Source organism: Parvibium lacunae (assembly GCF_003335215.1).
In the GTDB taxonomy this organism is placed as follows: domain Bacteria; phylum Pseudomonadota; class Gammaproteobacteria; order Burkholderiales; family Burkholderiaceae_D; genus Parvibium; species Parvibium lacunae.
Genome location: NZ_QPGB01000001.1, coordinates 91235 through 113243 on the forward strand (window position 1 = coordinate 91235; position 22009 = coordinate 113243).

At 52.5% G+C, this 22009-nt stretch carries 17 protein-coding genes and 1 tRNA gene; 4 read left to right on the forward strand and 14 right to left on the reverse strand.

What is annotated here, in order from left to right; all coding sequences use genetic code 11:
• Window positions 1-23: 23 nt before the first annotated feature.
• Window positions 24-98: transfer RNA gene (locus DU000_RS00450), tRNA-Val, on the reverse strand.
• A gap of 212 nt (window positions 99-310) precedes the next feature.
• Between DU000_RS00450 and DU000_RS00455 the strand changes: the two genes are divergently transcribed.
• Window positions 311-829 carry a hypothetical protein gene (locus tag DU000_RS00455; RefSeq protein ID WP_147266942.1) on the forward strand — a complete coding sequence of 173 codons (519 nt, stop codon included), beginning with the start codon at window positions 311-313 and terminating at the stop codon, window positions 827-829.
• Window positions 830-857: 28 nt separating this feature from the next.
• Here DU000_RS00455 and DU000_RS00460 read toward each other — a convergent pair whose 3' ends face one another.
• The 6 genes from DU000_RS00460 to acnA form a co-directional block, all read right to left on the reverse strand.
• On the reverse strand, window positions 858-1724 hold the full coding sequence (locus tag DU000_RS00460) for a DMT family transporter (RefSeq protein WP_114401406.1): 867 nt from the start codon (window positions 1722-1724) through the stop codon (window positions 858-860).
• Window positions 1725-1832: 108 nt separating this feature from the next.
• Entirely contained in the window at window positions 1833-2345 is a 513-nt protein-coding gene (locus DU000_RS00465) for a DNA-deoxyinosine glycosylase (RefSeq protein WP_114401407.1), read from the reverse strand.
• Between the two features lie 55 nt (window positions 2346-2400).
• Window positions 2401-2910: a DinB family protein gene (locus DU000_RS00470; protein WP_114401408.1), complete on the reverse strand. Its 510-nt coding sequence runs from the start codon at window positions 2908-2910 to the stop codon at window positions 2401-2403.
• A 130-nt stretch (window positions 2911-3040) separates the two neighbouring features.
• Entirely contained in the window at window positions 3041-3775 is a 735-nt protein-coding gene (locus DU000_RS00475) for a DUF4145 domain-containing protein (RefSeq protein WP_114401409.1), read from the reverse strand.
• Window positions 3772-4347, reverse strand: a complete 576-nt coding sequence (locus DU000_RS00480; protein ID WP_114401410.1) for a hypothetical protein — start codon at window positions 4345-4347, stop codon at window positions 3772-3774. Before DU000_RS00480 ends, DU000_RS00475 begins: the two co-directional genes overlap by 4 nt.
• A 211-nt stretch (window positions 4348-4558) precedes the next feature.
• Window positions 4559-7264 (reverse strand): aconitate hydratase AcnA, encoded by a 2706-nt coding sequence (acnA, locus tag DU000_RS00485; protein ID WP_114401411.1) that lies wholly within the window; start codon window positions 7262-7264, stop codon window positions 4559-4561.
• 473 nt (window positions 7265-7737) lie between these two features.
• Between acnA and DU000_RS00490 the strand changes: the two genes are divergently transcribed.
• Window positions 7738-9378, forward strand: coding sequence for a methyl-accepting chemotaxis protein (locus DU000_RS00490; protein WP_114401412.1), 1641 nt, complete (start codon window positions 7738-7740; stop codon window positions 9376-9378).
• Window positions 9379-9464: 86 nt separating this feature from the next.
• Here DU000_RS00490 and DU000_RS00495 read toward each other — a convergent pair whose 3' ends face one another.
• Window positions 9465-10274 carry a sulfite exporter TauE/SafE family protein gene (locus tag DU000_RS00495; protein ID WP_114402030.1) on the reverse strand — a complete coding sequence of 270 codons (810 nt, stop codon included), beginning with the start codon at window positions 10272-10274 and terminating at the stop codon, window positions 9465-9467.
• A 103-nt stretch (window positions 10275-10377) separates the two neighbouring features.
• On the opposite strand from DU000_RS00495, the gene DU000_RS00500 reads away from it, so the two are divergent.
• Complete coding sequence (locus DU000_RS00500; RefSeq protein ID WP_114401413.1) at window positions 10378-11832, forward strand: NAD-dependent succinate-semialdehyde dehydrogenase; 1455 nt, start codon at window positions 10378-10380, stop codon at window positions 11830-11832.
• A gap of 66 nt (window positions 11833-11898) precedes the next feature.
• Here the strand turns inward: DU000_RS00500 and DU000_RS00505 are convergent, their stop codons facing one another.
• The 5 genes from DU000_RS00505 to DU000_RS00525 all read right to left on the reverse strand — a co-directional run bounded on the left by DU000_RS00505 (window position 11899) and on the right by DU000_RS00525 (window position 17162).
• The gene (locus DU000_RS00505) at window positions 11899-12630 is read right to left on the reverse strand and encodes an ABC transporter ATP-binding protein (RefSeq protein ID WP_114401414.1); all 732 of its coding nucleotides are present in this window, start codon (window positions 12628-12630) and stop codon (window positions 11899-11901) included.
• Window positions 12627-13394, reverse strand: coding sequence for an ABC transporter ATP-binding protein (locus DU000_RS00510; protein ID WP_114401415.1), 768 nt, complete (start codon window positions 13392-13394; stop codon window positions 12627-12629). The genes DU000_RS00505 and DU000_RS00510 overlap by 4 nt, the downstream gene beginning before the upstream one ends.
• Window positions 13395-13404: 10 nt before the next feature.
• Window positions 13405-14508, reverse strand: a complete 1104-nt coding sequence (locus DU000_RS00515; protein ID WP_114402031.1) for a branched-chain amino acid ABC transporter permease — start codon at window positions 14506-14508, stop codon at window positions 13405-13407.
• 122 nt (window positions 14509-14630) lie between these two features.
• Window positions 14631-15620, reverse strand: a complete 990-nt coding sequence (locus DU000_RS00520) for a branched-chain amino acid ABC transporter permease (protein ID WP_114401416.1) — start codon at window positions 15618-15620, stop codon at window positions 14631-14633.
• Between the two features lie 216 nt (window positions 15621-15836).
• Entirely contained in the window at window positions 15837-17162 is a 1326-nt protein-coding gene (locus DU000_RS00525; RefSeq protein WP_114401417.1) for a D-amino acid dehydrogenase, read from the reverse strand.
• A gap of 299 nt (window positions 17163-17461) precedes the next feature.
• On the opposite strand from DU000_RS00525, the gene DU000_RS00530 reads away from it, so the two are divergent.
• On the forward strand, window positions 17462-17923 hold the full coding sequence (locus DU000_RS00530) for an Lrp/AsnC ligand binding domain-containing protein (RefSeq protein ID WP_114402032.1): 462 nt from the start codon (window positions 17462-17464) through the stop codon (window positions 17921-17923).
• Window positions 17924-18000: 77 nt separating this feature from the next.
• On the opposite strand, the gene putA is transcribed toward DU000_RS00530, so the two are convergent.
• Window positions 18001-21888 (reverse strand): bifunctional proline dehydrogenase/L-glutamate gamma-semialdehyde dehydrogenase PutA, encoded by a 3888-nt coding sequence (putA, locus tag DU000_RS00535; RefSeq protein ID WP_114401418.1) that lies wholly within the window; start codon window positions 21886-21888, stop codon window positions 18001-18003.
• Between the last annotated feature and the right edge of the window lie 121 nt (window positions 21889-22009).

Below are 22009 nucleotides of genomic sequence, written 5' to 3' on the forward strand. Positions count from 1 at the left end.
TGATTCGCGCTAGCCGTTTTGATTGGTGGGTGATACTGGGATCGAACCAGTGACCCCTGCCGTGTGAAGGCAGTGCTCTACCCCTGAGCTAACCACCCTGTGCCGCTTATCACTGCGCTTTTTGAGTCGCATAGATACAGCCTGACATCAGTTAAACGCTATTTTAACGCAACTCTCTCTTGCTAACAAACTGGTAGGCGGGCTAGCCCAGAGGGTGTACTGAATGTCACTGATTGTTACCAACTCGTGTCAACTAAATTGATCTGCGCTCGTCAAAAACCATATCCTTTGTTGCAAGAGCGGACACACCATGTCGAGATTACGATTCAGCACCGGTTTGAGCTTGATGCTCGTGGCGGCGGCGGTTGGCGCTAATCCTGCCAGTCCGAATATCTACCGCCTACAAACAGAAGATGGCCGAACGCTATACACCGATCGCCCAGCGACCTCAACCTCGGCGACCGCAACAACGCAGCTAACCACCATCACCTTGGCATTGCCACCTGCCCCTACGCTCACTGAACAACGTCAGCAACAACAGCAATTACGCCAGGAATATGAAAAAGTTACGCAGCGGCTTTATCAACGTGAAAGAGAACGTGAGCAAGCTTGGCTGGCGGCTCGGCAGGCGCAAGCGCGTTTTGAGCAATTAAATTCACAGCGGGAAGCCCAGCGCGAGGCGCTTGCACACGAGCGCTATGTAACCTGGTATGGCATGAGACCGCTCAAACCGAGTTACTTTCAGCGTCAAGCCCAGCTCGACCAACAGGTGCAGCAAGCCCAACAGCAGGCCGTACGCGCACAAATGCAGCTACGCCAAGCCCCTTAATGTCTGGCTGACTCGTTAAGCGACATGCCTAGCGGCGTGCGAGGTACACCCCCGCCGCCGCAATCAACATGCCCGCGATGCCCCACAGGGTGAGCACTTCGCCAAACATCACCCATGCGATCAGCGCGGTGACGGAAGGTGTGAGGTAAAACAGGCTGGCGACGTTGACTGCACTGCCGCTGCGAATCAGCAAATTCAATAAGGTAATCGCGCCAAACGACAGCACCAAGACCAGCCAAGCCAGCGCCAGCATGAATTCCGCTACCCATTCCACGTGTGCGGTTTCGGTCAGCCACACCAGCAATCCCGTGACGACGGCGCTGGGGAAAAACTGCAAAATCACGCCCGTGCGCAAATCAAAGCGCGGGCAATACTTTTTCTGGTAAAGCGTGCCTAGCGTAATGCCGAGCAAGGCAATGATGGCAGGCAGCACTTGTGTAAGCGTTACCGCCGCAATACCCACCGCCTTGTGGCTGACGACCAACCACGTGCCCACTAGACCTAACACTAAACCTAGCCATTGCTTGGCTTGCACTTTTTCACCTAACCAGGGCGCGGCAATAAATCCCGTAATCACCGGTTGCAAACCCACAATGAGGGCGGTTGCGCCTGCCGGCAAGCCTTTACCAATCGCGGTAAATACGCCTCCTAGGTAGGTGGCATGGACTAGCAGACCGCTAATGCCAATGTGCAGCCACTGCTTTTTATCTTGTGGCCAGGGCGCACGAGTCAGAAAGACCACGGGCAGCATCAAGCCAATCACCCACAAATAACGAATCAGCAAAAAGGTCAGCGGTTCGGTATGGGGTAGGCCAAATTTCGCCCCGATAAAACCGGTGCTCCACAACAGGACAAACAACAATGGGTAAAGTGGGGTCAGCAATGTGGCGGGCATAGTATTTTTTCTTAAGTAAATGCTTACAAATTGTAGAGCAACTTAGCGCGTTGTGTCTGTCGAGTAGCCGATAAACCCATGCCTTATCAAAAGAGTGAGCGGAAAAGACTAGCTATCAGTAATCACTTGCCGCCACTGAGCAAGCTTGGCATCAGCGCTGAGCGCGGCATGGGCAGGGCTGCTGGAGGGCAACCGCGCATACTGCAGTGTCTGCTCCTGCGGAAGCAGGTTCAGTTGGGGTAACACCGTGCGCTTGAAAGTGGCCTCCGCCAGACTACCGTTAAAGAATACATGCGTGATCTGCGGATGCTGTGCAAAGAATTGCGCAAAGTCATTCGCCACTATCGAGGCCGGTGCAATAGCCGCATCCAAACTCCCAACGCGCTCACACGATTGCAGCACATCCCATACCGCGATTCCCGCCGTTTGTAGGGCCGCCACGCGGCTAGCATATGGCAATGCCCCATCAAATCTCAATAGCTGCGCCATGATCGGCCAAAACGCATTGCGCGGGTGGGCGTAGTACTGCTGGGCTTGCAGCGAGGCCACGCCCGGCATGCTGCCTAATATCAGCCGGGTGGCGGTAGGCGTGCTGATGGGTGGGAAGGCATGGATGGTCATCTAAATATGCAGAGCGTGATGCAATGAGCCACTTAATTAGCGACTAAACAATCTCTCAAGATGCAGTGCTAGCCCGCCGTTCAGGCTCACGCAGGTGCAAAAACTTGGTGTACAAATCGCGCGGTGGGTTGATGGCCAGCGATTTGAGAATTTGCCCGACATTACCCCGGTGGTTGCTACCGTGGGTAATCACATGCATCAGTATTTCTAGGCGCGTCATTTGGCCCGCATCGCCATCGGTAAAGGTAAAGGCAATGGTTTCATTCAGCGCTGCTTCGCTGACGTTAGCGACGTATTGCTCGTACCAGCCATCGGTTTCCGTCATTGCCTTGCGCAAGACGTCGAGCGTGGGTAACTCTTTGGTATGTGTCGCATCGTAGGGGCGCGGTGTGCCGCTTAAATGGGCCTGAAAAATGCAGTCCACAATATGAATGTGGTTGAGAGTACGAATGCAGGCGGAGAGCTGCTCGGCGTGCTGGGCGGGTAAGTTGGCGACTGCTGCTAGTAGCTCGGCATCAGCCCAGGATTTGTAGGCGAAGAGGGATTGGAGGGTGGTGGTAGACATGGTGGGATAGAAAGTGAATTGCGTATGGGTATATGCTTAAAAATTTTGGTATGCGCGTCAATTGTCTAAGCTGTGCTCTTCCATATATCTACGGACTATATTATTAGAGGATAGTCGTTCTACTGTTTAATTACGTACTGATGAGGCCAGCTAAATATAAAAGCTCTTCAATTGTCGCTCGATACTCAAGCCGTATATTTCTTATATCATCTCTTCTACAGTTATATTTCACTCGGTGAGCTGATAAATTGCCTAGTTCTCTAAATTTATCTATATCTCTCTTTACATCATTTGATATCTTTATTTCAGTTCTTGAAATAGCCTTGTTAATCAGGGTTTTTAAGTTTTGGTAGTTTCCTTCAGCATCTTTTATATCATTCTCAATTTTCGCATTCTCAAAAGAATGAATTAGTAATACTTCTAATAACCGCCGCATCATTAAACTACAGGCATCAAATAGATGATTTTCATAACTTGCATTTATTTGCTGAGAAAGTTTAATGAGATAAGAACGTTTTGTTTCTTGCAGTAATACCTCGGGTATTATTGAATCATCAGAAACGATATCCTCTGTTTCATTGATATCAGGATGTAATTCTCTAAGTTCTATTAAGCGTTTAATAGAAAGTCGATAAGTAGTTTGTTTGGATCCTTTGACAAAGGCTTTTGATTTGATGATATTTTTTTTTAGCCTGCTTTGATTAGGTTTTGCGAAGCCTAAAGCAAAGATGATTGAAGATATATCATTAACTGTAAATTCCAATTCTTTTTTGTTCTCAGAAAGAAAATAAGCAAGGAGCTCGACTTTCTCTAATTCAGTTTTTTCTACTAAAGAAGCTTGATTAGAAAAGTGTTCTATTTTCATGATTCAGCAGGAAGTTGTTCAGATACAAATATCTCCCCAGAGCGGGTTAGTTGCCATTTAGAGCTATCTTCAGTATTTGGTTCAAATAAATCTCTGTTATTTTTTTCGTTGGTCATTATTTGGCGTAGATGGTTAGGACGTTTAATTTTTAACATCTTATAAGCATATTCGATTTGACCAACTGAGAAGCTCTCCTGATTTAATTTCTCGGTTATGTAGTGACCAATTACTGCAATAATATTTCCATTGCCATTTCCGGGTTTTTTCTCTTCAATATAATCTGCCAACGATGGTATATCTCCGTTCCCGTGGATATCAAAGCGTTCTATAGAGATTTTTGCTGCGCTTTTCTTAGTTGAAGTTGTTTTTTTGATTGGGGCCTTTTTCGGAGGCGTTTTCTTTTCCGTAGGGGGCATTTCTATAATGGGTGTGATTTCTTCCCTTTTTTTCGATTCAGGTTTTCTCAGAATTTCTTTAAACTCGTTTAGATATTTCGTTACGAAAGACTCTGAGCCCTCTAATTCAATAGTTCCTTCAATTAAATTTATTTTTGCCTTTGTTATTTCACCCATTTCTTTCTCCTCTTAATCAGATGTATATGTCGCTTACAGTTTGCATTAAATAGGTAAGTTGCATTTTTATATATCAGTCGTACTAAAGCAAGATGTGAGAAGCGTGAGATTTATGTTCGTTGTATTTTTAGTTGGAGGATTTCACTCATAGAGAAATAAAAGGGCCGCTATTTCTAGCGGCCCCCTTTGCTTTCCTACGTTCCTACTGGACTTACGCAGCGAGTAACTGACGCAACACAAACGGCAAGATACCACCGTGTTTGTAGTAGTCCACTTCAATCGGGGTGTCGATGCGCAGCAGCACTTTCACTTCTTGTTTGCTGCCGTCGGCTCGGTGGATGACCAGCGTGACGTCTTGCTGGGGTTTCACTTCGCCATCTAAGCCCAACACTTCAAAGGTTTCTTTGCCGGTGATGCCGAGGGATTCGGCGCTGTCGTTACCTTTGAATTGCAGGGGCAGCACACCCATACCAATCAGGTTAGAACGGTGAATGCGCTCGAAGCTACGGGCGCACACGGCTTTGACGCCGAGTAGTTGTGTACCTTTAGCGGCCCAGTCGCGTGAAGAGCCAGTACCGTATTCTTCACCCCCAAAAATCACGGTGGGGGTGCCGGCGTCCATGTACTTCATGGCGGCGTCGTAAATGCTCATCTCTTCGCCGGTGGGTTGGAAGAGGGTGATGCCGCCTTCCACGCGCGAGCCATCGGCTTTCGCGGGGATCATCAAGTTTTTAATACGGACGTTGGCAAAGGTGCCGCGCATCATCACGTCGTGGTTACCGCGACGGGCGCCGTAGCTGTTGAAGTCGGCTTTCGCGACTTTGTTGGCCACGAGGAATTTACCCGCAGGGGTGGTTTCTTTGAAGGAACCGGCTGGGGAAATGTGGTCGGTCGTCACTGAGTCACCAAACACGCCGAGGGCGCGCGCGCCAGTGATGTTGCCGGCTGCGCCTTTGGGTTCCATGCTGAAGTCAGCAAAGAATGGAGGTTCGGCGATGTAGGTGGATTTGGGCCAGTTGTACACTTGGCCTTCGACGGACTGCACTTTGTTCCACAGTTCGTGGTCTTTGGTGAGGTCGGCGTAGAGGCGTTTGTAGGTTTTGGAATCCATCGCATATTTCATGACGCTGGCCACTTCTTGGCTGCTTGGCCAGATGTCGCCGAGGTACACGGCTTTGCCTTCGCCATCGTAGCCAACGGGTTCGGTCATGAGGTCACGGGTGACGTTACCGGCAATCGCATAGGCGACGACCAGCGGTGGGCTGGCGAGGAAGTTGGCGCGCAGGTTGGGGTGAATCCGCGCTTCAAAGTTACGGTTGCCAGAGAGGACAGCGGCACAGACGAGATCGTTTTTAACGATGGCTTCGTCAATGTGGTCGGCCAAGGGACCTGCGTTGCCAATACAGGTGGTGCAACCATACGCCGCGACGTTGAAACCGAGTTTTTCGAGGTAAGGCAACAGGCCCGCATTTTTCAGATACTCACTGACCACACGGCTTCCGGGGGCGAGCGAGGTTTTAATGTGGGGAGCGACGGTGAGGCCTTTTTCCACGGCTTTTTTCGCTAACAAGCCCGCTGCCAGCAGCACGCCGGGGTTGGAAGTGTTGGTGCAAGAAGTGATGGCGGCAATCAGCACATCGCCGGAACCAATGTCCAGGCCTTTGCTGGTGGTGTAGCGTTGGCCGAGGTCTTCAGCGGCTTTGCTAAAGCCGTTTTCAGCGGCGGGTTTGCTGAACAAGTCGGTGAAGGTGGATTTGACTTTACCGATTTGAATGCGGTCTTGTGGGCGCTTAGGACCCGCCAAGCTCGGTTCGATTTTGCCGAGGTCGAGCACCAAGGTTTTGCTGTAGTCAATTTGACCGGCTTTAGGGACACCGAACAGGCCTTGCGCTTTGAAGTAGGACTGGAAGGCTTCGATTTCGGCTTTGCTGCGGCCGGAACCTTCAAAGTATTCAATGGTGGCTTCATCAACAGGGAAGAAACCCATGGTGGCACCGTATTCTGGGGCCATGTTGGCGATGGTCGCACGGTCGGGCAACGGCAGGCTCGCGGTGCCGTCACCGAAGAATTCAACAAACTTGCCGACCACTTTTTCTTTACGCAGCAGTTCAGTAATGGTCAGGGCCAAGTCGGTGGCGGTACAGCCTTCGCGCAGTTTGCCTTTGAGTTCGACACCGACCACATCGGGGGTGAGGAAGTACACGGGCTGGCCGAGCATACCGGCTTCGGCTTCAATCCCGCCCACGCCCCAGCCGACCACGCCAATGCCGTTAATCATGGTGGTGTGGCTGTCGGTACCGACGAGGGAGTCAAAGTAGTACACGCCTTCTTTGTTTTTATGCACGCCACGAGCGAGGTATTCCAAGTTCACTTGGTGGACGATACCAATGCCGGGGGGCACAACTTTGAACGTATCAAATGCTTGCATGCCCCACTTCATAAACTGGTAACGCTCTTGGTTGCGTTCAAATTCCAGTTTCATGTTGAGATCAAGCGCTTTTTCGTTGCCGAAGTGGTCAATCATCACGGAGTGGTCAACGACGAGGTCCACAGGCACTAATGGCTCAATGGTTTTGGGGTTTTTACCCATTTTGGCGGCCACATTACGCATGGCGGCTAAATCTGCTAGCAGAGGCACGCCAGTAAAGTCTTGCAAGACCACGCGGGAAACCACGAAAGGAATTTCATCAACTCGTTCAGCGTTCGGCTGCCAGTTGGCCAGTTGTCGGACGTGTTCTTCGGTAATTTTTTTACCGTCGTAGTTACGCAAAACCGATTCAAGCACAATCCGAATCGACACGGGCAAACGCGCCATTTTGCTTTTGAGTGCGCGGCCGAGAACGGGTAGCGAGTAATACTTGCCTTTTTTGCTGCCAATGCCGAATTCCTGCAGCGTATTCAGAAGGTTGTGTGCCATGCGATTTCTCCGTGATGGGTAAACTTGAATCAAGTAATACGATTTTATCGGCCTCGCTCGCCTCCGTGTTGCGTCCAGCTGAAACAAACTGAATAGGTGTCTGTTTCAGTCCACGACGCTGAACGTGGCTTGAAAATCTCGACGCGCTGGGGGCTGCTCATCGGCCAACGCGAACCGCAATTGAGTGAGAGCTGGTTACTTATATATTATATATAAGAGTTGAATTGGTGAACAGTGAATTAGTACGCGAGGTCAACGGGTGGGAAGCAGTTAAATTTTACCTTGGTAAAATAATTGTTTATTAATTAATCTATGTGATTATATTTTTATCGTAATTGCGGGTCAGTAGAGCGGTTTCTCTCATAAATAAGTATGGAAAATGCTAAACACTGCAAAAGTTTTTCCGATAAGGTGTGTATTCATACGCTTGTTTTCAACCTTGCCAAGTCATAACACGAAGAATGGAGTAAGCCATGCGGATCCTCGATAGATTGAATATTTCTATCAAATTGCTGATAGCGCCCGTTGCTGCGTTGGTGCTCATGCTGGTGCTGGCAATCGTTTCTTACCTAGGCCTGAGTGCCCAAGAGCGGGCGTTGAAAAATATCTACGAGATACGTATTTCACTGCTCACTCAGATCTCAGAGATCCACTCGACGGTCAATGGTATGCACGCTGATGCCTACAAGTATTTAAATTGGATTTTGAATGCTTACGACATGGATCAAGTCGAGAAGCTGGCTAAATCGCTGGAAGAACGGGCTACTGACGTTAACAAGCAGCTGACGGCTCTGGCGAAATCCGATATTACTAATGCGGATGAGAAGAAGCTGTTGACCGCAGCAGGAACCAATGCACAAGCCTATCAGCGCTCCATGAGTGAGATGATTGAAATATCGATGGTTCAGGCCTCGATGGCAACCACTTTCATGAGCACCACACAGCAGAACTATGAGAAATTAAATAGTCAGTTAACTGATTTGCGCGCACTAGAACAGAAACTGTCTCAGGTCGCCTACGACAAAGCTTTAAGCGATGCGAACTCAACCAACGTAGCCAACATTGTTGGGGTCATTATTGCGATTATTGCTTGCTTGGCGGTTACCTTCTTCGTGGTGAAAGCATTGCTTGATTCCACGACGGCGATTCAAGCGGCTGCGAAGAAAATGGCCGCTGGCGATTTAACCTGCCGGGTACCGATTCAGGGTATAGATGAAATAGCGCAAACGGCCAAAGCGTTTAACTCACTGGTTAACACCATGCAAAGTGCGGTGCAGCTAGTTCGCGAACAAGCACAGCGGATCAGTGGGGCTTCCCATCAATTGGTCCAAGGCGCCGATACGATCTCCACCGGCTCAACCCGCCAAGCAGATGCTGCCGCAACGATTGCCGCGACGGTCGAGCAAACCGCAGTCAGCATTGCCTCGATTTCAGAGAGCGCTGATCGGGTGCGCAGCATGGCAAAACATAGCTTGGACAAGAGCTCCGCTGGCGAAAATGGATTAAAGCGCTTGCTGTCTGAAATTGCGAATGTTCGTAACTCTTTCGAGGCAATCAATGCAACAGTGGGAGATTTCATTAAATCAGCAACTTCAATCACGACCATGACTGCCCAGGTGAAAGACATTGCTGATCAAACCAACTTACTGGCTTTGAATGCCGCGATTGAAGCGGCGCGTGCTGGTGAACAAGGGCGCGGTTTTGCGGTGGTTGCCGATGAAGTGCGTAGCTTGGCTGAGAAGTCAGCGTTGGCAGCAAGCGATATTGATTCGGTGACACAAGGACTAGGGGATCGCGCTTCGGCGGTAGACCGTACCCTGGTGCAAGGAACCAGCGCCCTTGAATCTTCGGTGAAATTGTTGAATGAGTTAGAGCAGGTTTTTGCTTCGGCGCACAGCGCGGTTCATGAGGCGACCAGTGGCGTCGATGAGATCAGCACGGCCGTGTCAGAGCAAAAAAATGGCACTGAGGACATCGCCCGTCACATTGATCAAATTGCCCGCATGACGGAAGAAAACAATTATGCCGTTCAAGAAACCTCACAAGTCGTCTCTGAGCTTGATGAAATGGCGGGTAGCTTGCAACGTGCGGTGAGCGGTTTCAAAACCGAGTAGTGGTAGAACACTCGCTGTAAAAAAACCGCCCAAAGGGCGGTTTTTTTATGTGACTACTGATGCCGTAACTAGAGAGCTAATTACACCTAGCGCAACACATAGGCTTTGTAGAGCATGTAGCTAGCCAGACCAAAAAGCACGAAAGCAAAGACACGCTTTAGCGTTTTAACGGGCAAACGATGGGCTGTGCCAGCGCCAATGGGCGCGGTCGTGACACTTGCGGCAACAACGCAGGCGAGCGCTGGCAGATAAACATAACCCAGCGCGTAACTGGGGAGATTGGTGGCATTTAGGCCATGCCAGATATAGCCGATTGCAGTGCCTGCGGCGATTGGAAAGCCCAGCGCGGCAGAGGTGGCTACTGCTTGATGAATTTTGACGTTACACCATGTCATAAAGGGCACTGAGATAAAGCCGCCCCCCGCCCCCACTAGGCTTGACAACAAACCAATCAGGCTACTGACCCCGAACATGCCAGCCGTTGCGGGGAGCTCGCGGGAACCGTTGGGCTTTTTATCAAGGTACATTTGAATCGCAGAAAAACCAACAAAGCCGGCAAAGACAGCGGCCAATACGGGAGTCTTTAATTGGTCAGCGACCAGGGCACCCAGCTGAGTGCCGACGAGTAAGCCAGGTACAAAACGCCAAACAACCGGCCACATGACGGCTCCTTTACGGTGATGGGCCCGCACACTGGACAGTGAGGTGAATAAAATCGTGGCTCCGGCGGTGCCAATCGCCATATGCACCACGTGCTCGCTTGGAAAACCTTGTTGGCTAAAAAAATAAGTAAAAAAGGGCACCAGTACCAAGCCGCCTCCAATCCCCAGTAACCCAGCTAAAAACCCACCTACTGCGCCGAGGGCCATAAACGCGATCACCAACTCTAGGCTCATGCCAAACAACATGGTTTACTCCTGTGAATAATCTAGCGAGAGTGTAACGGCTAAATCTTGTCGCATAATGCGTGAATACCCTAGATGACGATGAGGTGACATCATGCTCGCTTTACAAGATCCGGCTTTATTCAAGACTCAGGGGCTGATTGGCGGCCAATGGCAAACGGCGCGTGATCAGCAGACCTTTGCGGTATTTAACCCTGCCACGGCCGCTCACCTGGCCGATGTTGCGAGTCTTGGTGCCGACGAAACCATGGCGGCGATTACGGCTGCGGCGGCAGCCTTGCCCGCCTGGCGGGCGCTGCCTGCGCAAGCGCGGGGCGAGCGATTGCAGGTTTGGTCGCGTCTGCTACAACAGCATGCAGCCGATTTGGCGCAGATCATGACGGCAGAACAAGGAAAGCCAATTGCCGAGGCGCTCGGTGAGATTCGCTATGCCGCCTCGTTTCTAGATTGGTTTGCCGAAGAAGGGAAACGTACTTATGGGGAAGTGATTCCCTCGCCCGCCGCTGATCGGCGCTTGCTGACCCTCAAACAACCGATTGGCGTGTGTGCGGCAATCACCCCGTGGAATTTCCCCGCAGCGATGATCACCCGCAAGGTGGCCCCAGCGCTGGCGGCAGGATGTACCATCATCGTCAAACCGGCCGAACAAACCCCGCTGACCGCCTTGGCCTTGGCCGAGTTGGCCCAGCGTGCCGGCCTACCGCCTGGCGTCTTAAACGTGATTACAGGGGAGGCAGCCGTGATTGGGGCAACCCTGACCGCCAGCCCGCTGGTCAGGAAGCTTTCCTTTACTGGTTCGACCGAAATCGGGCGGCTGTTGATGCAACAATCTGCCCCCACTATCAAAAAACTTTCGTTGGAATTGGGCGGCAATGCGCCGTTTATTGTATTTGATGATGCTGACGTGGCGGCAGCTGTCCAGGGGGCGATTCAGTCCAAATACCGCAATGCCGGGCAAACCTGTGTCTGTGCCAATCGTCTGTTTGTCCAAGCGGGCATTTACGATCAGTTTGCTGAGGCCTTTGCGGCCCAAGCCAGTCGTCTCAGGGTGGGGCCAGGCACCGACCCCCAAACTCAGGTGGGGCCATTGATAGATGCCGCCGCGTTGGAAAAGGTCGAGCAGCATGTCAGCCAAGCGCTTGATCAGGGGGCACAACTAATGACCGGCGGGCATCGGCTGGCGACGGAAGCCGGGTATTTTTATGCGCCAACCGTGTTGCGTGACGCGACCCCAGACATGCAGTGTGCGCGTGAGGAAACGTTTGGTCCCGTTGCGCCGCTCATTCGTTTTCACAGCGAGGAAGAGGTGATCGCATGGGCCAATGATTCGGAGTATGGCCTTGCTAGTTATCTCTACAGTCAGTCTCTCGCCCGCGTATTTCGCGTAGCTGAGGCATTGGAATATGGCATGGTTGGCGTGAATACCGGGCTCATTTCCAATGAAGTCGCCCCCTTCGGAGGGATAAAGCAGTCCGGTTTAGGGCGCGAGGGGTCGCATCATGGTATTGATGAGTATCTGGAGCTGAAATACCTCTGCTTGGGGCTCTAAGCCGATGTGTAGTGAGTAGATTCGCCTGCTCGTCACAACATAACGCGCAGGAGAATCCACCTGGCATTACGCCGTTTCTTCTTCGCCTAAGTAGGCTGCTCGCACACGTGGGTCGGCTAACAGCGATTTTGCTTCGCCGCTGATTGAGACTACGCCAGATTCCATCACATAGCCACGGTGGGCGGCTTCCAACGCGAGTTTGGCGTTTTGCTCAACCAGTAAAATGGTCATGCCTTGCGCCGAGACTTGGCGAATGACATCAAAAATCTTTTCGACCATAATCGGTGAAAGGCCCATGCTCGGTTCATCCAGCAGCAACAGTTTGGGCCGACCCATTAAGGCTCGGGCCATTGCCAGCATTTGCTGTTCACCACCAGACATGGTGCCGGCCAGTTGCTGGGCCCGCTCTTTCAGGCGTGGAAACGTTTCAAACATACGCTCAATATCGCGCTGGATTTCAGCTTGATCATCGCGAATGAAGGCACCCATTAATAAGTTTTCGACAATTGTCATGCGGGCGAAAACGCCACGGCCTTCCGGCACCATGATCATCCCTTGCCGAATCCGATCATACGCAGCCTGACCTTTTAAAGACTGCCCAAGATAGGAGACATCGCCATTTTTCCAGGGCAGCAAGCCTGTAATCGCCTTCATGCTGGTGGTTTTACCTGCCCCATTGGCGCCAATCAAGCAGACCAACTCGCCTTCGCGTACTTCGATATCAATTCCCTTCACAGCCGCAATCGCGCCGTAGGAAACTTGCAGATTGTTGATCGATAAAATGGTTGGGGTGTTCATGCGTGGGCTCCTCCCAGGTAGGCTTCTATCACAGCGGGATCTTTCCGCACGACATCGGGGGTGCCTGCTGCAATGACCTTGCCATAGTCAAGCACTGTCACGCGGTCGCACAACCCCATCACCAGCTTGACATCATGTTCAATTAATAAAATAGAAATGCCATCTTGGCGAATCGCTTCCAGCAGGCTGCGTAGGCTGAGTTTTTCAGTGGGGTTCATCCCGGCGGCGGGTTCATCCAAGGCCAATAATTTGGGGTCTGTCGCCAAGGCGCGTGCAATTTCGAGGCGACGTTGGTCACCGTATGAAAGATATTTGGCGGGATGATCTGCATATTTTGCAACGCCGACATAATCGAGTAGCTCACGTGCGCGGCTGCGAATCGCTGCTTCCTCGCGCACTGTGTAAGCCGTGCGTAGCATGGCGCCCCAGAAGGTTCCTTTGGTGCGCACATGACGCCCAACCATCACGTTTTCCAGCGCGGTCATGTCAGGAAATAGGCGGATATTTTGAAAGGTGCGGGCAATCCCGGCGGCGGCGACCAAATGAGGGGCAGCCGGGTTATAGGGTTGGCCGTCCAACTTGAAGTCACCTGAATCCGCTTGATACAAGCCGGTAATCACGTTAAAGAACGTCGTTTTACCCGCCCCATTGGGGCCGATCAAACCGTAAACCTGGCCTTTTTCGATTTGCAGGGCGACGTCGGAGAGCGCTTGCAGGCCACCAAAACGTTTATTCACGCCTGCGATTTCTAAAATGAATGACATGTTTGCTCCTTTAGCCAGCGGTTGCACCACTGCCAGTGGGCGCGGCAGACTGATTGTTTTTTGGCTGGGTGCCGTGTTCCGGGGCAGGCCACAAACCGCGTGGTCGGTATAGCATGATCACGACCATTGCTAACCCGAAGAGGAGCTGGCGCAGGACTTCGGCATCAATAAGACTGCGACCGAAGATAAATTTCTGTACCGGCTCGACATAGTGACGCAGCACTTCGGGCAGGGCATACAGCATGATGGCTCCAAAAATGACGCCAGGAATATGGCCGATTCCCCCTAACACCACCATCGCAACAATCAGAATCGATTCATTTAGCGTAAAGCTTTCAGGGCTGACAAACCCTTGGAAGGCCGCAAACATGGCACCAGAGACGCCACCAAATGAAGCGCCCATACCAAAGGCCAGCAGCTTGGTATTCCGAGTATTGATGCCCATCGCTTTAGCCGCGATTTCATCTTCGCGGATGGCCATCCAGGCCCGCCCTTGGCGCGAATTTTGTAGCCGCAGGCAAACGATGACGATGACCGTGGATAAGAGCAGGAAAAGATAGTAATAAAGGTGCATTTTGGGAATGAACCACCCAAATAACTCATGGCCTTGTCCAAAGTCCACCGGCCCAATGGACACGGGGTCAATTAAGTTAAGACCTTGAGGCCCGTTGGTCAGGTTAATCGGTTGGTATAAATTGTTCATAAAGATACGAATGATTTCACCAAAACCGAGCGTAACAATGGCCAGGTAATCCCCCCGTAGTTTGAGGGTTGGGGCACCCAGAATCATGCCACCGAGGGCAGCCAAGGCCGCCCCGAGCGGTACCACCAGCAAAATCGATGAATGCAGGCCGTTGGGGAAGAGGGCCTTGACGGTTTCAAAATTTTCAAACAAATGGGGCGAGGCGAGCAGGCCGTACATGTAGGCACCAATCGCATAAAACGCGATATAGCCTAAATCGAGCAGGCCAGCGAAACCGACCACAATGTTCAGGCCGAGCGCGAGCATCACATACAGCAATGCAAAACATAAAATGCGCAGCCAGGACTGTCCGACCGCAGCGGCAACCCAAGGCAGAACCAAGAGCAAGGCAGCGCAGGCGACATAAACCATGAATTTTTGGCGGGGGTCTTGCAAGCCTTTGACCCAGGCAACCAGATTAAACATATTGAATCCTTCTCCGAATGAGCGAGGTGAGTTGACCTTGTAAACGAGCGGCGTCTAGCACGGCTGGTTTACGCACGGTCAGCGATCCGTTCTCCTAAGAGACCAGAGGGGCGCAAGGTTAAGCAGATAATCAGAATCACGAAGGCAATCACATCCTGATACTGGCTGCCTAAGAGTGAAATACTGCCGCCATTTTCTTCGCAGCTTGCGGCCAAGCCGCTGGATAAACCACTGAAGTAGCAAAGGTCTGTCAGGACATCTAGATACCCCGCGCCCAGGCTTTCAACCACGCCCAAGAGCAGGCCACCCACCATCGCGCCAGCGAGGTTACCAATTCCCCCCAGGACAGCAGCAGTAAACGCTTTGAGGCCGAGCATGAAACCCATCGCAAAGTGCGCATTGTTGTAATTTGCGGCAACCAAAACCCCGGCAACGGCCGCTAGCGCCGCACCAATCGCGAAAGTGGCCGCAATCACACGATCGGGGTTAACCCCCATCAGGGAGGCCACGCGGGGATTCTCTGAGGTAGCACGCATCGCCCGTCCGAGCTTGGTGCGATGTACCAGTAGCAGTAGGCCAACCATCATTGCGGCAGAGACAACCAGAATCAAAATCTTGGTTGGGGTAACAAATGCGCCCGCGATTTGAATCGGATCAGATGACCATAATTCAGGAAACACTTTGTACTCCCGACCCCAGATCATCATGGCGCCGGTTTGCAGCAAAATTGAAATCCCAATTGCTGTAATCAACGGAGCGAGTCGCGGCGCAGTGCGCAAGGGGCGGTAAGCTATCCGCTCAATCGAGACATTGAGCAGCATGCAGACGGGAATCGCGACGCCCAGGGCGATCAGCATGATGACGGGGCCAGGTAACCCCGTACCACTCAATAAGCTGACCACGGTGTAGGCCGTTAATGCGCCTACCATCAGGACATCGCCGTGGGCAAAGTTAATCAGGCCCAAAATGCCGTAGACCATCGTATAACCAAGGGCGACCAAGGCATACACGCTGCCGACTACCAGGCCATTTAAGATTTGTTGAATAAAAATATCCATCTTGCTTGTCTACTCCATGGGTGCTGTTGTTATACACGCCATTACGATGGCAATATTTCTGGCGGCACCGGACGCCGAAATACCTTAAATTGAATTTGTCTCAATCGCCCGCATCATAACCAAACCCGCGCAGAGCGTATGCAGGCACAGCAGCAAAATGCATTAACTGTGGTAGCAATGCCATGTCAGCCCAAAAAATGCGTGCAATTTTCATACCTAAGACACGCCTTGTAGGGACTGCGTGACGCTACCTGCCGTAATTGCGTTGGCTGCACGATAACGGGTTAGCGCATATCCCTCGGGGGCAATGGCGGCGGGTTTGCCACTCAATAAATCGGCCAATAACTGGCCTGAGCCACAGGCCATGGTCCAGCCCAGGGTGCCGTGCCCGATGTTTAAATGTAGCCCACGTATGGCGGTAGGGCCAACCAGGGGCGTTCCGTCTGGGGTCATGGGACGCAGCCCAGTCCAGAAAGAATTGGGAAGCGCTGTCCCACAGCCCGGAAACAGGTCTTGCACGACCATCTCCAGGGTTGACCGTCGTGCTGGATTAAGTTGGCGGTCGAAGCCCGCCAATTCCGCCATACCCCCGACGCGGATGCGCTGATCAAAGCGCGTAATCGCTATTTTGTAAGTCTCATCGAGGACTGTCGACACCGGCGCCGCCTGCTCGTTTTCCAGTTTAAGGGTGAGGGAATAACCTTTGACGGGATACACTGGTAAATCAATGCCTAGCGGTTGCAGCAGCTGGCGGCCTTCTGCGCCAGCGGCGACCACCACGTGATCTGCTACGCGTATTTGGCAACCGGATTCTTCCGGGTGGGTCGTTTCTACCCCGATAATAGCTGACCCATTCGACCGCAGTTGCGTAACCGTGGTGTTGTAATAAAACTTAACGCCCAGACGCTGCGCTGCCAACGCAAGCTGCTGGGTAAAGAGATAACAATCCCCCGTTTCGTCATTGGGTAAGCGTAAGCCCCCGGTGAGTTTGTGCGCGACCCGTTGTAGCGCTGGTTCGGCATGGTCGAGTTCAGCGCGGCTGAGTAGTTGATAGGCGACGTGGTGTTGTTCCAAAACGGCGATGTCACGTTGCGCGGCGGCCAACTGGGCTTCGCTGCGGAAGACTTGAAGCGTTCCGAGCTGACGCCCTTCATAGGGCAGAGGTAAGTGCTGGCGTAACTGAATCAGGCAGTCTCGACTGTATTCAGCCAATGTCAGCATGCGGGTTTTATTAATTTGGTAGCGTGTGGCCTGACATTGGCGTAACATCTGCCACATCCAGGCCAGTTGAAAGAGGCTGCCATCGGGACGAATCGCCAGTGGCGCATGTTTTTGTAGTAGCCATTTCAGCGCTTTCAGTGGAATACCGGGGGCTGCCCATGGCGTTGAGTAGCCAGGGGAAATTTGCCCCGCGTTCGCATAGCTGGTTTCCAGCGCAGGGCCGGGTTGACGATCAAGGACGCTCACTTGAGCGCCAGCGCGGGCCAGGTAGTAAGCGGTGGTGATCCCGATCACGCCACTGCCGATGACGATCACATGCATAATGTTTCCTGTATTGATAAATACCAGTAAACAAACTTAAGGCTTGGTATATTTCAAGTTTATTGCTAGTTAGGTAGTGAAAAAATACAAAAATAAGCTTGTTAATTAGTGAAACTGTCTGTTAAATTCCGCTTCTTTGGAATCCCATGCAGAAAAAAGACTTTCTGCAAGAATTTTATGCATTTTTGCTTGGGGGTTTCCTCGCTGTTAAGTCAATAGAGGGCACTTAACCAGCGTCGCTCTTATCGCTTATCAGTTCAGTGTATTCGCATCATTGTTGAAATGGAAAGCCTATGGCCATGCGTAACTTAGATAAAGTTGATCGGCAGCTATTAACGATTTTGCAGCAAGATGGTCGCATCACCATGACCGATTTGGCCAACAAAATTGGGCTATCTACGACCCCAGTTACAGAGCGTGTTAAGCGCTTGGAGCGCGAAGGTATCATCGCGGGTTACCATGCGCATCTGAACCCGCACGCGCTTGGCCGTAATTTGCTGGTTTTTGTCGAAATTAAATTTTCTGCCAAGTCAGGCGATCTATTTGAAAAAGTAAAGCGCGAACTTAGCGCGATTCCAGAAGTGATGGAATGTCATCTGGTGTCGGGCGATTTTGATTATCTGATCAAGGCGCGGATTGCAGAAATGTCTGAATACCGGCGCTTACTCGGCAGTATCCTGTTACAGCTACCCGCGGCGGCGGAGTCTCGTAGTTACGTTGTGATGGAAGAAATCAAAGAGTCGCTGTATTTGCATCTCTAAGCTATCGCCAAGGTCAGGCCGCAGAGGCAATAAAAGTAAGCCTGCTTGACTTCGCCATTTAGCGGGCAACCGCGAACTCATTCGCGGGCCCGACTGACCAACTGGGCATTTCCCCCCGACGCCGTGAGATTGGTGCTAATGACTTTTTCCTGCAACAGCCACCATCCAGACGTCGGTTCAGGGGTTGGTAGGTAAGGCACGATCCGCGCTTGGGCTGCCGCTAGCTGTAATCGTTCCGCGGCGCTAACTTGAGCACTTAAAATACCTCCATCCCACGTTTGGCTGTCTAAACTGTTGATGCAGTGAAGCGCTGCGGCTAAAGCTGGGTGATTACTGAGGGCCTCGATCAAGGGCAGCCTTACGTTGGCAGCTTGATAGAGCAAGGCGTGATTGCCGTGGGCCAATGTCAACAGGATTTGTTGCAGCAAAGTGAGGTTATCGGCAGCACCGTAACAAAGAATGGTGCCACGAGCCAGACTGTGCCAGGTATTTTCTTCACCGGTCGGGCCGATCAGTGTGGCCGAGTCTTGCCAGCGGCAGAGTTGGGCGACTGTCGCGGCAAAGCGCTGGCCAGCGGCACGCTCGGTCGCGGTCAGATTGAGGGATTGGCGCGGATCTCCCAGGCTTTCACAGAGCGCTAAAAAGTGGGCAGCAGGCAGGCAAGGACGATGAGCTAGAGGAACGCTGCGCTGCTGTAGCTTGTGCAAGAGCCAGGGCCCGCCCGCTTTGGGCCCCGTGCCAGACAAACCACAGCCGCCGAACGGTTGCACGCCAACCGTCGCTCCTACCATGTTGCGGTTGATATAGACATTGCCAACCCGCAGGGTGTTGGCTGCTTGTGTTGTCCAGTGGCTTAAGCGGCTGTGTAGCCCGGCGGTAAGACCATATCCCAAGGCATTGACTTTCGCGAGCACGGCCGCTTGGTCTTCTCGTGGATACTGATAGAGGTGAAGGACCGGCCCGAATGCCTCTTGATGTAGGGCTTCAATTTCACTGATTTCAACGAGACTGGGGGCCAGCCAATAGCCATTCGTCTTGGCTTGTGGCGCGACAGGCTGCGTCACGCGCCAGCCTCGGGCCCGGCACTGCTCAAGATACGCCTGAATATTGGCTTGGGCGTCAGCGTCAATCATTGGGCCAATATCACTGGCCCAATAGACGGGGTTATCGATCACCAAGGTTTGCATGGCCCCTGTTAGCATTGTCAGCAGACGTGGTGCTAAATCAGTTTGAACGCATAACAGACGTAAGGCAGAACAACGTTGTCCCGCACTATCAAAGGCCGAGGTCAGAATGTCTTGAACCACTTGTTCGCAGAGAGCAGTGCTATCTACCAGCATGGCATTCAGGCCACCCGTTTCCGCAATAAGCCGGGGCAAATTGCTTGCTGTCGTGCGCTGCATAAGGACGGCTTCGATACTTTTGGCGACGGTCGTGGAGCCGGTAAACATGACGGCGGCACAGTCATGATGGCTGACCAGTGCTTGACCGATATCCCCAGCTCCCGTGAAAAACTGCAAGGCATCGCGCGGAATCCCCGCTTGGTGCATCAGCGCCACAGCGTGATACGCAATCAGCGGCGTCTGCTCAGCAGGTTTGGCTAGCACGGTATTGCCAGCCGCCAAAGCTGCACTGATTTGCCCGATAAAGATGGCCAGCGGAAAATTCCAAGGACTGATGCAAACTACAGCCCCGAGCGGTGAGGACGTAGATGATTCGAGCGATTGCTGACTGTAATAACGCAGAAAATCAATCGCTTCGCGCAGCTCAGCCCAGGCGTTAGGCCAGGTTTTTCCAGCTTCTTGCACACAGAGCTGCAAGAATTCGGCGTGGTGCTGTTGCAGTAGGTCGGCGACGCGGTTGAGTAGCGCTGCTCTGGTTTTACTGGGTAGCGCTGGCCAATCGCTCGCCGCAGCATGCTGAAAAGCCTGATCAATCAGGCTATCGAGCGCATCTTCATGGATTGCCGCTGTCGTGAGCGCGGGACGATACAGCATTTGGCATGTGCCGACCGTGTGCGTGAGATCAGCGGGATTCTGAATAGCCACATGGCGGCAATAGGTGTTTGAAGTAGCAGTTAGTGCGGTCGCTGGTGAGCCTGCCAGGTAGGGGTGGGCTGCTATGGGTTGTTGCGTATCAATTGGGAGCGCTGCCATGAGTGCTTGCCGACACGCCCAATGGCCCCAGTCCATCCCCAATGAGTTTTCTCGGGGATAGCGATCCTGTTGATACAGTCGGGCGGGTGGCGGAATGTCGCTGGCGGCCTCGTACGCCCAGCTGGCGGCATGCGTAACAGGGTCGAGTAATAAGGTGTCGATAGGAATATCATGATCGACCAGTTGATGCACAAACGAACTATTGGCCCCATTTTCCAGTAAGCGTCTGACCAGATAGGCCAACAAGGTTTCATGGCTTCCCACTGGGGCGTAAATGCGGCAAGTGGGCGGCTCAGTGAGGTGGGGGAGAGCGCTTGCCGGATTAGGCTGACTGAGATGCCGCCGGATAATCTCATAGAGGGTTTCGCCCATGCCGTGTAAGCACTGAAACTCATAGGTTTGGGCTGCGGGGCTGTGTGCTGGCGTAGCGTGCGCCATACTGACAATTGCGGCTGCCGTGTGGGCATTGTGTGTCGCGAATTGGGGGAAGACGACATCGCGAGCGGCCAGTAATTTTCTGGCGCAGGCAAGGTAACTAATGTCCGTGTGGGTTTTGCGGGTGTAAACGGGGTATTGACTTAGGCCATCTTGTTGGGCACGCTTGATTTCACTGTCCCAATAGGCCCCTTTGACCAAACGAACCAGCAATTTAGCGGGTTCAACGGCCGGGTTTTGCTGAGCCGCACGCTGCCGGCACTGCTCAATGAGCCAATCAATCACATAGACGGCGCGTTTTTGGTAAGCCTGAACCACCCAGCCCAAGCCGCCCCAGCCAGCCAGCGCAGGTTCGTGCAGTAATTTCTCAAGTAGGCGTAATGAGAGCTCGAGTCGATCACACTCCTCTGCATCAATATGTACCGCAATATTGAGGTTTTTTGCGTGGCACAGTAAGGTCAGGAGTTTGGGGTATAGAACGCCTTCTACCTGCAGCAGTTGTGCGGTTTGGTAGCGGGGGTGCAGCGCTGAGAGTTTGATTGAAATGCCATTGCTGTGAATGGGATCGGGCCTTCGCCCATGTTGTGCTGCACGTGCCTGAGCCGCTTGCCCGACGGCTTGAATCGCCTCTAAATAGGCTTGGTAGTAGCGCTCGGCATCAGCCGCAGTGAGTGCCGCCTCGCCCAGCATATCAAATGAATAGAGAAAGCCGGCTGATTCTCCGCTTTGCGCAACGTCCAGGGCGGCGCTGATGGTTTCACCTAGCACAAACTTTTCGCCTAGAAACCGCATTCCCACTTGCATGGCTTTGCGAATCAGGGTGGTGAAAGTCGCTTGGGTGAATTTATCCACCAGCTGATTGAGACTCTCTTTGAGTTGATCTTGAGGTGGACTACTGATTCGGTTAGCCAGCCGCAGTCCCCAAGCGGCAGCATTGGCAAATAAGGTGTCAGCGTTACCCACATGCTGTTCCCAGCGGCCTTGGGCCAGTTTGTCGCGGATCAATTCGTCCGTAGTGGCGGGGTCGGGAATGCGCAGTAGCGCTTCTGCTAGGCACATCAGCGCCAGCCCCTCTTCAGTGCTCAGGCTAAATTCATGCATCAGTACGTCAATGTTGGTGTTGGGCAGGTAATCGCGCAGTTGTCGCTTTTCGGGTTGTCGTAAGGCGCTAATCCAAGCATGGGCATAGGTGGTCGTTTGAGCCTGTTCGCTTGGGCTGAGTTGTGCTGCCGGCAGTAACTGGCGCACCAGGTCTGCTTCACTGCGCGCCAGTAAGCCGTATGCCGTCGTGGAGAGCGCCTGTAGGCTGGCTGAATAGCCTGCGGTCTGAAATAAATTCTGGTGACTGAGGGGTTGTGGGGCAGGGGGTCGCATATAACATCCAGGGTAAGTTGATGTTTCTATGGTAGTGAGCCTCTGCCGATTTGACTAGCGCCCATGATGCGGTGAAACGCGTTGCGCTGAGCTAAAAAATCTTGCTGAATCAATGTGTTAG